Here is an 11,887-nt window from a genome sequence, read left to right as displayed (position 1 = left end):
GCGTTCTCCCGCGGCGGGTCTCCCGCGAACGCCGCGGCACACGGTGGGCCGGGTTGCTGTGGGTACTTCCGGCTCTGGTCATGTACGCCGGGTTCGTGCTCTACCCGCTGACGCAGACGGTGCGCTACTCCTTCTACGACTGGAACGGCATCGGCACCGCCACCTGGGTCGGGATCCGCAACTACCTCACCGTGTTCGACGACCCCCAGCTGTACGGGTCGGTCCTGCACTCCTTCCAGTTGGTGATCTTCTTCAGCTTCATCCCCGTCGCCCTGGGCCTGTTGATCGGAGCGCTGCTGCGCGGCCTGCAGGAGGGCCCGTTCAGCACCGTGTCCCGCACGGTGCTGTTCCTGCCCCAGATCATCCCCCTGGTCGGCGCCGCGATCGCCTGGCGCTGGCTCTACGCCCAGGACGGCCTGGTCAACCAAGCCCTCGGCTGGGTGGGCCTCGACCAGCTGAGCCGGGGGTGGCTGGGCGACTTCGGCACCGCGCTGCCCGCCATCGGTCTCATCGGCTGCTGGGTCGCCACCGGCTTCTGCACCGTGCTGATGCTGTCCGGGATCGCGCGGATCGAACCGACCCTGTACGAGGCCGCCCAGCTCGACGGGGCCGGGCCGGTCAGGGAGTTCTTCGCCGTCACCCTGCCCAACCTGCGCCACGAGATCACCGTGGCGCTCACCGTGACCACCATCGCCGCCCTGGCCAGCTTCGACATCGTCTACGTCGCCACCCAGGGCGGACCCGGCTACTCCACCATGGTGCCCGGAGTCCAGATCGTTCGGCTCGCGTTCACCGAGAACAACGTCGGCCTCGCCTCCGCCCTGGCCGTGGTGCTCCTCCTGCTGGTGATCGTCGTCGCGCTGCCCATTCAGCTACTCAACCGGAAGTCGCGATGATCACCAGCCGAACCCGACGAACCACCAGCACCCTGATGTTGCTGATGATGATGGTCCTGACCGTCGTTCCGCTCGTCTCGATGTTCGTCACCGCGCTGCACGCCCCCGGCTCCCAGCCCGCCGGCCTGACCTGGCCCGAGGACCCACACTGGGGCAACTTCTCCCTCGCCTGGGACCAGGCCAACGTCGAGGTGCTCCTCAGGTCCAGCACGCTGATCGTCCTCGGCGTCGTGCCGGCCTCGCTGCTGCTGTGCACCATGGCCGGCTTCGGTCTGGGCCACCTCAGGGTGCCCGGCGGGGCGGCCCTGTACGCGCTGATCCTGCTGGGCATGGCCATTCCGTTCGAGTCCACCGTGATCCCGCTCTACGAGCAGATGCAGTCACTGGGCCTGCTCAACACCCGCCTCGCCATCGTGCTCCCCCTGATCGGGCTGTTCGTCCCGTTCGGTGTCTTCTGGATGCGCGGCCACTTCGCGAGCGTGCCCCCGGACCTCACCGACGCCGCACGCATCGACGGCGCCAACGGCTGGCGACTCTTCCGGTACGTACACCTGCCGCTGGCGGTCCCCGCGCTGACCACCCTCGGCCTGCTGCAGTTCATCAACGCCTGGAACCAGTTCCTCCTGGCCGTCGTGCTCGTCGACGACCCGGCCAAGCGCACCATGGCCGGAGCGCTCGGCGCGTTCCAGGGGGAACACGGCACCGACATCGTGCTCCTGTGCGCCGGTGCGCTGCTGATCATGACCCCTACCGTGGTCGTGTTCCTCATCCTCCAGCGGTACTTCGTCCGCGCGCTCCTCGCCGGCGCCGTCAAGGGGTGAGCCCCCACGCCCACGCGGTGGACCGCACGACGAGAGCGGGGCATCCGGTCACCCGGCCGCCGCCCGGGGCTACGCTCCCCATGAGGGAAACGGCCGCCATCGGGGACACCGACGCTCTCGGTCAGCCGCGCTGTCTCGGGACACCGGGAAGGGGCGCGCGCACCCCCGTGTAGTCCGGGCCGAGGGTCAGGGTGAGCGCGTCGGTCGTCCCCGGAGCGAGGTGGATGACCGCGTTGGGGACCCGTGCGGCCAGGGCACGGGCCTGTCCGGCGCGAGCGACGGGAGCGCCGATGACCGTAGCGGACGCCGGCCCCGGGGCGTCGTCGCTGGAGACCACGTCGAACCCGAGGGCCCGGAGCGCGGTCGCGGCCCGGAGGGCGAGTTCGGGGTCGCCGGTGCCGTTGCGAAGGTGCACCCGGACCTCGCCAGGCGCCACGTCGGAGGCCTCGACGCTCGCCTGGACACGCTGTTCGACGGCGTCACCGTCCCGACGCGGCTGCGGGCGGCGGGGAGCCGCGCGTGGCCCGAGAACGGCGGAGCCACGCGGGCGCTGGCCCTGGGTGTCCCAGGGCATCCCGTCGGCGACACCGTGGTACCCCGCCGATATGTGGGTGCCGGGCAACAGAGTTTGCCGGGCCGCTGAGCCCGGGGACCGAGTGGCCACTTCGGCGGACACGAGGGTCCCCGGCAGCCCGCCCTGCGGAGGCCGGGTGGCCGAACCCGGCAGAAGCGGCAGGAGCAGCAGCAGACACCCGGCGGCCAGGTACAGCACGCTCGCGAACCACGGACAGCGGCGGAGACTGACAGGCGTCGATACGTGGGCCACGGGCGTCCTCTGGTCGAACGGTGAACGAGGCGGCCACCGAATCTCAGCACGCCGTGTGAAGATGATGCCCTGTCAGTGGGGCAACACGATCAGGGGCTCCACACCGGCCCCGCCGACCGCCCCGCGTCACCCATCGAGTACCTCGCCAGACGGGACGACCTGGCTCCACGGACCACGGCCGCGCGGATGCGCAGAAGGTGGCCCCACCTCGCGGCACACGGCGGCTACTCGGCCACCGCCGAGAAGCTACGTTCCCGCGACGCGGATGAGGGAACGGCGGCTACAGGACCTGACGGTCTCTGGGGCTCTCGGCCGCATGAGAGCGCACGCACGCCCCCAAAAAAGAACGCACTTGCAGGTCAGCGACGTAGATACCCCTGAGGTCGCACGTCACGGCGCTCGCTCGTGCCTTCCGCGAGATGTGTATCGGAGTCGGGGCCCGGCCCGTCCGCCCCGGGGCCTGTCGTTCACGGCGGCCGGTCGGGTAGAGAGGAGGCATGTCCTGGTTCTTGTTCATCCCGGCGGTGCTGCTGTTCCTCGGAGCCGTCCTCTACATGATGTTCCGGATGCCCGCGACAATGCGGCGCCAGCGGGAGGCCCAGCGACGCGCCCTCGCGCCGCGCAGGGCCCGCGCCCATCGGGCCGGTTGGCGGGAGGTCGAGGAGACGGCGGAGTCGCCGGAGGTGGTGCGGAAGGGCGCGCGCGGCGGCGACGTCTGGTTGCTGGCCCATCGGCGGGCGCGGAACGTGGACATGTGGGTGGTGTGCCGGGAGGCGCACACCACCGGTCCGGGCGGCTCCGCCGTGCTCCACTCGCTCGGCCTGCACCTGCGGCCCAGGCATGCGGCCGAGGGGGCGCCCCGGGTCCGGCTGGTCGTCCGGAACCCGCTCGCCAGGCAGCTGTTACGCGGGCGCGACGCGTTCGACCGGCGCTACCGGATCGTCACCCGCGAGCCGCAGGCCCGGGCGCTGGTCACCGAGGAGGTCAGGGCCGCGACGCTCGACCTGCGGTTGCCGGGCTGGACGTTGCGGGACGGCGTCCTGTCCCTGCGGTTCGACGGCCTGTGCGACCCGGTCGACCTCGACGGCCGGCTGGCCGACCTGGCGCGTCTGGCCAAGCGGCTCACCGGCTGACCTCCGAAGGGCGCTCCTACGGGCCGGGCGTGGCCGGAGGGCGCTCGACCTGCCGAACGACCGCCGTTCCCGCGACGGATCGGTCCTCGTGCATGGTGATCAGCTGGCCGGGCCGAAGGTGCTGCCAGCCCGACGGGTCCAGGGGCGCGAGGCGTACCGGGGCCTGTCCCCCGGGCGCCAGGAACGGCGCGCCCTCCACCCAGAGGCGGGCGATGTTCAGCACCGGTCCGCCGGTCGCGGTCCGGTTGCCGATGTCCCACATCGGTCGCAGCACGCCGGCTCCCGCGATGGGGGTGCGCCGTCGCGCTTCGGCGGGCGGCGGGAGGGTGAGGTCGGCGCGGATCACCCCGTGACGGGTCTCGTAGCCGCGCCAGTGGCACCAGGCGGCGCTCCGCTCCAGCCGCATCGCCTCGGCCGCGCCGGCCAGCGCGTCCCAGAAGCCGTGCGGCAGCGGGTGGTCGTCACCCAGCTCCTCCAGCAGGCTCAGGGCGACTTCCCACTCGTCGTGGATGAGGTACTCCCAGACGTCGCTCACCGTGATGTCGTTCTCCGTGGCGATCTCCTCCGGCACCAGCAGAGACGCGGCTTCCAGCAACTGAGGAACGTCCATGCCCGGCATTCTGGCCCACGGTCTCCGGCCGGCGGCGAGGGCGGCCGGAACGCGCACCCCACCGGGAGGACCCCGCCGCTACGAGCGCTCCCAGTAGAAGCGCCCTTCGCGGTGGTCGGGACTCACGAAACCGAATCCGTACCCGTAGCCGAAGTTGAGGAAGTACGGGTCGTCCCCGCCATCACAGGAGTCCCTGATCTTGAAAAGAAACTGCCAGGGAGCGTCGATCCCCGCGCGCAAGTTGGGGTAGCAGGCGATACCGCCGAGGTAGTCGTTCAGCTCCGGGCCGTCGGGAAGCTCGACGTCAGGTCCTTCCCCGCGCATGCTCCGCTCCCAGGCGGCCTGCTCGTCAATCGATCGGTCGACCTCCGGCGATACCGGTTCCAGGTCGAGATGCCACTCGACGGGTATCTCCGAATGCCAGTCGGGCCCGTAGCGCCAGAGCGTCCGACCGCGCGTCCCGGGCGGCCCGATCTCGGCGGAGGAGGGGATGCGGCCACCAGGCTGGATCAGCAGGACACCGTCTCCGTCCTCCGGGCCCAACCCGCCCATGATCATGCCCTCCTCGTAGAGAAAGAGGTAGGCCAGGCGAAGTTCGTCACCCGGGACCGGGAACTGGCCGATGAACACCAAGGGCTCCTTGGTGCACGGGTCCACGGGCCAGGTGGGCTCGGACAGCCAGACCGGATCGCCGCCGAGCTTCGCCACCGGATCGGTGATCGGCCGCTCGGGCGCTCGGAGAACCAACTGCCGGCGTGGGAGGAAGGCGGCTTCGTACGGACCGGCCGCCTTCCCTGTGGGACGCGTGATCATGTCGGGGACCCTACGACCCGGCACTGATAATCCACTTTTGACGGCCCGCCACCCCCTCACCGATGGCGTCGTCGCGCGTCGCGGCCCAGCGGCAGTCCGCACGGGGGCTCAGAAACGGGACGGTCCCGTGCGCCACGGCAGCCACCCTGGCGTTCACCTGAGCGCGCCGTGCCGTTCGGTCGGTGGTCAGCGGGCGTCCGTAGGTTCTGCCTCCGGCAACGGCACGATCGCCCTGGAGGCACCACGATGGCCGCGACTCCCCGTCCCACCCGGCTCCGCGCACCGGCTCCCGTGGCGGCCCTGGCCGCGCTGGCCGCCCTCGTCTCCGCCCAGTTCGCCCTCGCCCCGGCCGCCAACGCCGCGTTGGAGGGGCCGGCGGCCAGCGCCTGCCGGGACGCGGCAGAGGTGCCGGTCGCCACCGGGGCGGTGTTCAACGATCCGGTCGCCGGCACCCCGACCGCGGTGGTGGCGCACCTGTGCTCGCTCATCAAGCAGGCGCCGGCCGGCTCGTCCATCGAGCTGGCGCAGTTCGTGATCTCCGGCGACGCCGGGGCCGACTTCGTCGAGGTCCTGCTGGACGCCCACCGGCGCGGGGTCGACGTGCGGGTGGTGATGGACGGCTACCAGATGGACAACCCGGCCGCCCAGGCGATGCTGGCCGGCCTTGGCCAGGACCGCTCGGCCCGCTCCTGGGTGCACGTCTGCTCGCACCTGTCGCCGGAGGGCAACACCTCCTCCTGCCAGGGCACCAAGGGCCAGCACAACAAGTTCTACCTGTTCTCCGAGACGGGCGGCCGGCGGGACGTGGTGGTGCAGGCGTCCAACAACCTCACCGACGTCAACTCCCGGACGTACTGGAACAACGCCGTGGTGCTGCCGGGCAACGGGCGGCTGTTCGACGCCTACGGCGCCTACTTCGCCGACCTGGCGGCCGAGGTGCAGGACCCGGACTACTACCGCACGGTGACCACGGGGATGCGCGGCGGCCGGGTGACCGCGCACTTCTTCCCGAGCGCCGAGGTGGACCCGATCGTCGAGCGGCTGGACGGCATCGGCTGCAAGCGGAACGGCCGCACCCAGGTGGACGTCGGCATGTCCGAGTGGGACGCCGAGCGGGTGGCGATCGCCGAGCTGCTGGCCGGATTGGCCGCCGAGGGCTGCCGGGTGCGGGTGGCGCACGGCCCGCTGGCCGACGAGGTCGCCGCGGTGCTGGACGCCTCGGGCGTCGAGCGGCGGCTGCTGGACGGGTCCACCGAGGCCGGCCGGGTGCACTCCAAGTACACGGTGGTCAGGGACGCCACGGGCCGCGGCTCCGGGCGCGGCTTCGTGCTGACCGGCAGCCACAACTTCAACGCCACCTCGCTGTACCGGAACGACGAGGCGCTGGTGGATGTCGCCCTCCCCGAGGTCGTCGCTTCCTACGCGGCGAACTTCGAGCGGCTCTGGGAGGTCGGGGCGGCGCCTCGGGGGTGAGGCCGGCGGTCGTGGTCAAGTGCCTTGGCACCCCTGGGAGATGCTCGGGAGATGGCCGGGAGACGGCCGGGTCGGCACCTGGGAGAGCGCTCTCTGAGTGTGTTATAAAAGCCCCCATGAACGATGGCCCGGCCAAGGCGTCCCCGACGTTGGAGGACGTGGCCCGGGAGGCGGGCGTCTCCCGGGCCACCGTCTCGCGGGTGATCAACGGCGTCCGGAACGTCGACCCGGGCATCCAGGACGTGGTGCGCCGGGCCGTCGAGGCCACCGGCTACGTGCCCAACCGCGCCGCCCGTTCGCTGGTCACCCGCCGGGCCGGGGCGGTGGCGCTGGTGGTCTCCGGGGCCGGCGAGGACGAGGCGGCGGGCGAGGGGCCGCAGGCCCCGTTCCGGGGCCAGGTGCTGGCCGACCCGTTCTTCGGCCGGATCACCACCGGCGTGGTCGGGTTCCTGCGCGCTCGCGGCATGCACCCGGTGCTGATGCTGGCGGACTCGACCGACGCCAGGAAGCAGGTGGTCGACTACCTCCGCCAGGGGCACGCCGACGGCGCGCTGCTGGTCTCCACGCACGCCCGGGACCCGCTGCCGGAGCTGCTGGTCGGGGCGGGGCTGCCCTGTGTGCTGTTCGCCAGGCCGGCCAGGCCGCTGCCGATCAGCTATGTGGACGTCGCACACCGGGACGGGGGCGCGTTGGCCGCCGACCACCTGGTGGCACGGGGGTGTCAGCGCGTCGCGAGCGTCACGGGGCCGCTCGACGTGCTGGCCAGCCGGGAGCGGCTGGCCGGCTTCCAGGACGCGATGGCCCGGCACGGCCACCCCTATGTGCCGGCCGTGGAGGGGAACTTCACGCTGGAGAGCGGGGAGCGGGCGATGGCCGGGCTGCTCGCCGAACAGCCCGACCTGGACGGCCTGTTCGTCGCCAACGACCTGATGGCGCAGGGTGCCCTGCACGTGCTGCGCGAGCAGGGCCGGCGGGTGCCGGAGCAGGTGGCGGTGGTCGGCTTCGACGACAGCAGCGCGGCGGTCTCCAGCCGGCCGGCGCTGACCACGGTGCGGCAGCCGATCGAGGAGATGGCGGCCGAGATGACCCGGCTGCTGCTGGACCGGGTGGACCAGCCCGACCGCCGGCTGACCTCGGTGATCTTCGAACCGACCCTGGTCGTACGCCAGTCGGCCTGACCGGCCAGGCCGGCCCTGGGCCGTCGCGCGGCGCCCGCCGTTCCCGATCCGGAACCGCGCACGGCCGTTGACACTCCCCCACGCCCGGGCCACCCTCTTCGGGAGAGCGCTCTCCAACACCTTTCTCCCGGCCGTTCCGCACCGCCGGACGCGTGCCACGGCCACCCCCCGCGCTAAGGAGACGTTGTGCCGCACAGGAAACAGACCTCGGAACGGACGGCCCGCAGCAGCCGAGGACGCCGGGGCGTCGTCGCCGGCGCCGTCCTGGCGCTGCTCGGCGGCGCCCTCACGGTGACGGGCCAGACCGCGACCGCCGCGCCCCCAACCCCCGGGACCACGCACGCCGTTGAGGCCGCCGGTCCGGCCGGTTCGGACGTCGCCCTCACCGCCGCCAGCGTGGTCGAGGTCACCGGGGGTGACGGCGCCTGGCAGCTGACCGTGAACGGCGCGCCCTACACCGTCGAGGGCCTGACCTGGGGCCCGCCGGCCGACCAGGCCGACCGTTTCATGCCCGACCTGGCCTCCATGGGCGTCAACACCACCCGCACCTGGGGCACCGACGCCAGCAGCGAGCCGCTGCTCGACGCCGCCGCCGCGCACGGTATCCGGGTGATCGCCGGCTTCTGGCTGCAGCCCGGTGGCGGGCCCGGCAGCGGCGGCTGTGTGGACTACGTCAACGACTGGGACTACAAGGGCGAGCAGCTGGCGGCCATGAACACCTGGGTGGCCGCCTACCGGGACCACCCCGGCGTGCTGATGTGGAGCGTCGGCAACGAGTCCGTGCTCGGCCTGCAGAACTGCTACAGCGGCGCGGAGTTGGAGGCCCAGCGGGTCGCCTACGCCGAGTTCGTGAACATCGCCGCGCTGGAGATCAAGGCGCTCGACCCCAACCACCCGGTGACCTCGACGGACGCCTGGACCGGCGCCTGGGAGTACTACGAGGCGTACGCGCCGGACCTGGACCTGCTCCAGGTCAACTCCTACGACGCGGTCTGCGACATCCAGCAGACCTGGATCGACGAGGGCTACACCCGCCCCTACCTGCTCACCGAGGGCGGCCCCGCCGGTGAGTGGGAGGTCGAGGACGACATCAACGGCGTCCCGTTGGAGCCGACCGACGTGGCCAAGGCCGACGGCTACCGGGCCGCCTGGGAGTGCCTGATGGACCACGAGGGGGTCGCGCTGGGCGGCACCCTCTTCCACTACGGGCTGGAGTACGACTTCGGCGGCGTGTGGTTCAACCTGCTGCCGGGCGGCGAGAAGCGGCTCTCCTACTACGCGGTGTCCGAGCTCTTCGGCGGCGCGGCGCCGGCCAACACCCCGCCGGTGATCACCGACTTCGCGGTCGAAGGCGACGCCACCGCGGTCCCGGCGGGCGGCGAGTTCACCGTGCGGGCCTCGGTCGCGGAGCCGGACGGCGACCCGATCGCCTACCAGGTGCTGCTCAACAGCAAGTACCTGGACGACAGCGGCGCCCTGGCGCCGGCCGAGTTCACCGAGCGCGGCGACGGCGGCTTCACGGTCACCGCGCCCACCCGGCCGGGGGTGTGGAAGGTCTACCTGGCGGCCCGGGACGGCCAGGGCAACCTGGGCATCGAGACGACGTCCGTGCGGGTGGTGGCCCCGCCGGTGGACGGCACCAACGTCGCGCTGGGCGCCCCGACCACCGCGTCCTCCTTCCAGGAGCAGGGCGACGGCGCGCCGTTCCTGCCGGAGCACGCCACGGACGGCGACCCGACCACCCGGTGGGCCAGCGACTGGTCGGACCCGCAGTGGCTCCAGGTGGACCTGGGCGCCAGCACCGCCATCGACACCGTCCAGGTGCACTGGGAGACGTCCTTCGCCCGGGCCTACGAGGTACAGGTCTCGGAGAACGGACAGGACTGGACGTCGATCCACACCGTCACGGGCGGCGCCGGTGGCGTGGAGACGGTCGAGGTCGACGCCACGGGCCGGTACGTCCGGGTGCTGGGCACCGAACGGGGCACCGGCTGGGGGTACTCGCTCTACGAGTTCGGGGTGTACTCCTCCTGAGTCCCCGTCGGGCCCGGCCCGACGACGGCCCCGGCGCGGCACGCGCCGGGGCCGTTCCCGTGCCGGCGGCCACCGCGGGCGGAAGGGCCGGTCCTGGCAGGCCGCAGGCCGCAGGCCGCAGGCCGCGGGCCCGGGGTGGGCGCGCGGCCTGCGGGGGTGGGGTGGGTCAGTTGCTCGGCAGGTAGAAGATGCCGTCGTTGAGGCCCGGGCCGGCCGGGCCGCCCAGGTCGTTGATGACGTGGTTGATGATGCCCAGCTGGCCGAGCGAGACGATGACCATGCTGGTGAAGTCGATGCCGGCGCCGTCGGGGGCGGCGATGGCCCGCTCGGTGGTGATGGTCTCGTCCTCCAGCATCAATGTGTAGACGCCGAGGCCGTAGGCGGTGTGCTCGGTGACGTCTTCGGCCACCACGTAGGCGGTCCAGCCGAGTTCGTCGCCGTTCATCCAGGCGGCCTGGTCCGGCGGGTCGTAGGGCAGTTCGCACTGGTAGAAGTAGGTGCGCCCGCGGTCACCTCGCCAGATGACCTGGTGACCCTGGTAGTGCTCGACGAAGAGGCCGTAGCCGGTGACGTCGTCGCCGTTGACGACCAGGCCGTTGGTGGCCGGGTTGACGTCCCAGCCGACGCCCTCGCCGTGGTCGCCGCGCCACAGCCAGACGTGGTCGATCAGGGTGTCGTGGCTGTGCACCACCACGCTGCGCTCGGCGCTGCCGGGGCCGGCGCCGCCGATCCGGGCGAAGACGTCGTGCAGGTGGATCGGGTCGTCCCGGTGGCGGGTGGTGGTGCCGGCGTCGCCGATCTCCAGCAGCGTCTCGGAGCCGCCGGGGCCGGCGTCGATCAGGACGCCGGCGAGCTGCACCCCGTCCACGTCGGCGATCTTGACGGCGTTGATTCCGCCCTCGGGGACCAGGGTGGCCAGTCCGATGCCGAGCACGACGGTGCCGGGGTGGGTGATCTGGAGGGTCTCGGTGACGCGGTAGACGCCGGGGGTGAGCAGCAGGTGCTTGCCGGCGGCCAGCGCGGCGTTGAGGTCGGCGGCGGTGTCGCCCTCCTGGGCCACGTGGAAGGCGCTCAGCGGCAGCGAGGTGCCGGGGGTGGGGCCGCCGCTCCAGCTGGTGCCGCGCGCGTCGCGGCGGATCTCGGGCACGAGGACGGCGTACTCGCCGGCGTCGTCCAGGTAGAGGTAGGGCTTCTCCTTGACCAGCGGAGCCCGGTCGACGACGGTGTGCGACGGGTTGGGGAAGTGGTGCGGCGGGGCGCCGTCGACGCCGACGAAGACCATGTTCCACACCGAGCCGGCCCACTCGCCGAGTTCGCTGTTGCGGGTCAGCCACTGCTGCTGGGAGCCGGAGACCACCCGGTCGACCTTGCTGTCGGCCATGAAGCCGCCGCTGGCCCAGCCGTCGTAGCCGTTCCACAGCGGCATCTCGCCCCGGATGTGCAGCCGGCGGACGGGGGCGGCCTGGGAGACGGCGAACCGGTTGTAGCCGTCCCAGGGGGTGACGGAGAGGTTCTCGGCGGTGCGCCAGAAGTTGTGGGTGGCGTTGCCGTCGAACCAGTCGGCCTCGACGCGGACCCAGCCGGTGATGTCGACGTCGTCGGGCGATCGCCCGAGACCGGCGACGTGGGTGTAGTAGCCGATGTTGACGTCCAGGTCCTGGTAGTGGCCGGGCCGGAAGAGGAAGGCGAAGCGGCCGGTGCCGAACTGGGCGGTCTCCTGCTGTCGGAAGGCGGCGTCCAGGGTGGCCTGGATGTCCCCGATGGGCATCGAGGGGTCGAAGACGGTGACGTGCGGGCCGAGGACCGGGTCCGCCTGGGTGATGGGGGTGCCGGTCGGGCGGTGGGCGGGGCGCCTGGCGGTGGCCGGGGCGGGGGCGTTGGCCAGTGCGGCGGGGGCGGCGGTCGCGGTGACCACGGTGGCGGCCAGTCCGGCCAGGGCGGCGCGTCGGCTGAGCCGGTGGGGGCGGCGTGGTTCGGAGGCCGCGGGGGTTTGGGGGGATGGCACGGGGATCTCCTTGTTCCACCCGGCCGTGCACGGGCCGGGCCGGTTGGTGGGGCGGGGTTGACCGGGTCGTGGGGGCCGGGGGTGCGGGCGCGTTCCTC

At 72.4% G+C, this 11,887-nt stretch carries 10 protein-coding genes; 6 read left to right on the top strand and 4 right to left on the bottom strand.

What is annotated here, in order from left to right:
* Window positions 1-80 precede the first annotated feature (80 nt).
* Together RM844_RS13335 and RM844_RS13330 are read left to right on the top strand one after the other, a co-directional pair.
* Window positions 81-896, top strand: a complete 816-nt coding sequence (locus tag RM844_RS13335) for a carbohydrate ABC transporter permease (RefSeq protein ID WP_311667329.1) — start codon at window positions 81-83, stop codon at window positions 894-896.
* Window positions 893-1,717: a carbohydrate ABC transporter permease gene (locus RM844_RS13330; RefSeq protein WP_311667327.1), complete on the top strand. Its 825-nt coding sequence runs from the start codon at window positions 893-895 to the stop codon at window positions 1,715-1,717. Before RM844_RS13335 ends, RM844_RS13330 begins: the two co-directional genes overlap by 4 nt.
* A 121-nt stretch (window positions 1,718-1,838) precedes the next feature.
* Here RM844_RS13330 and RM844_RS13325 read toward each other — a convergent pair whose 3' ends face one another.
* Complete coding sequence (locus tag RM844_RS13325) at window positions 1,839-2,291, bottom strand: LytR C-terminal domain-containing protein (RefSeq protein ID WP_311667326.1); 453 nt, start codon at window positions 2,289-2,291, stop codon at window positions 1,839-1,841.
* Window positions 2,292-3,040: 749 nt separating this feature from the next.
* Here RM844_RS13325 and RM844_RS13320 point away from each other — a divergent pair.
* Window positions 3,041-3,676, top strand: a complete 636-nt coding sequence (locus RM844_RS13320) for a hypothetical protein (protein ID WP_311667325.1) — start codon at window positions 3,041-3,043, stop codon at window positions 3,674-3,676.
* Window positions 3,677-3,692: 16 nt separating this feature from the next.
* On the opposite strand, the gene RM844_RS13315 is transcribed toward RM844_RS13320, so the two are convergent.
* Together RM844_RS13315 and RM844_RS13310 are read right to left on the bottom strand one after the other, a co-directional pair.
* Entirely contained in the window at window positions 3,693-4,286 is a 594-nt protein-coding gene (locus RM844_RS13315) for a hypothetical protein (RefSeq protein ID WP_311667324.1), read from the bottom strand.
* A gap of 78 nt (window positions 4,287-4,364) precedes the next feature.
* On the bottom strand, window positions 4,365-5,099 hold the full coding sequence (locus tag RM844_RS13310; RefSeq protein WP_311667323.1) for a hypothetical protein: 735 nt from the start codon (window positions 5,097-5,099) through the stop codon (window positions 4,365-4,367).
* A 246-nt stretch (window positions 5,100-5,345) separates the two neighbouring features.
* Here RM844_RS13310 and RM844_RS13305 point away from each other — a divergent pair, with 246 nt between their 5' ends.
* The 3 genes from RM844_RS13305 (at window position 5,346) to RM844_RS13295 (ending at window position 9,784) form a co-directional block, all read left to right on the top strand.
* On the top strand, window positions 5,346-6,572 hold the full coding sequence (locus tag RM844_RS13305) for a phospholipase D-like domain-containing protein (RefSeq protein WP_311667322.1): 1,227 nt from the start codon (window positions 5,346-5,348) through the stop codon (window positions 6,570-6,572).
* A gap of 116 nt (window positions 6,573-6,688) precedes the next feature.
* On the top strand, window positions 6,689-7,750 hold the full coding sequence (locus tag RM844_RS13300; protein ID WP_311667321.1) for a LacI family DNA-binding transcriptional regulator: 1,062 nt from the start codon (window positions 6,689-6,691) through the stop codon (window positions 7,748-7,750).
* A gap of 264 nt (window positions 7,751-8,014) precedes the next feature.
* Window positions 8,015-9,784 (top strand): galactose-binding domain-containing protein, encoded by a 1,770-nt coding sequence (locus RM844_RS13295; protein WP_394814503.1) that lies wholly within the window; start codon window positions 8,015-8,017, stop codon window positions 9,782-9,784.
* 166 nt (window positions 9,785-9,950) lie between these two features.
* Here the strand turns inward: RM844_RS13295 and RM844_RS13290 are convergent, their stop codons facing one another.
* The gene (locus RM844_RS13290; protein WP_311667320.1) at window positions 9,951-11,789 is read right to left on the bottom strand and encodes an adenylyl cyclase; all 1,839 of its coding nucleotides are present in this window, start codon (window positions 11,787-11,789) and stop codon (window positions 9,951-9,953) included.
* Between the last annotated feature and the right edge of the window lie 98 nt (window positions 11,790-11,887).

Source organism: Streptomyces chisholmiae, assembly GCF_031845445.1.
GTDB classification, from domain to species: domain Bacteria; phylum Actinomycetota; class Actinomycetes; order Streptomycetales; family Streptomycetaceae; genus Streptomyces; species Streptomyces chisholmiae.
The sequence above is the reverse complement of the archived record's forward strand: the minus strand, read 5'-3'. Positions and strand labels throughout refer to the sequence as shown.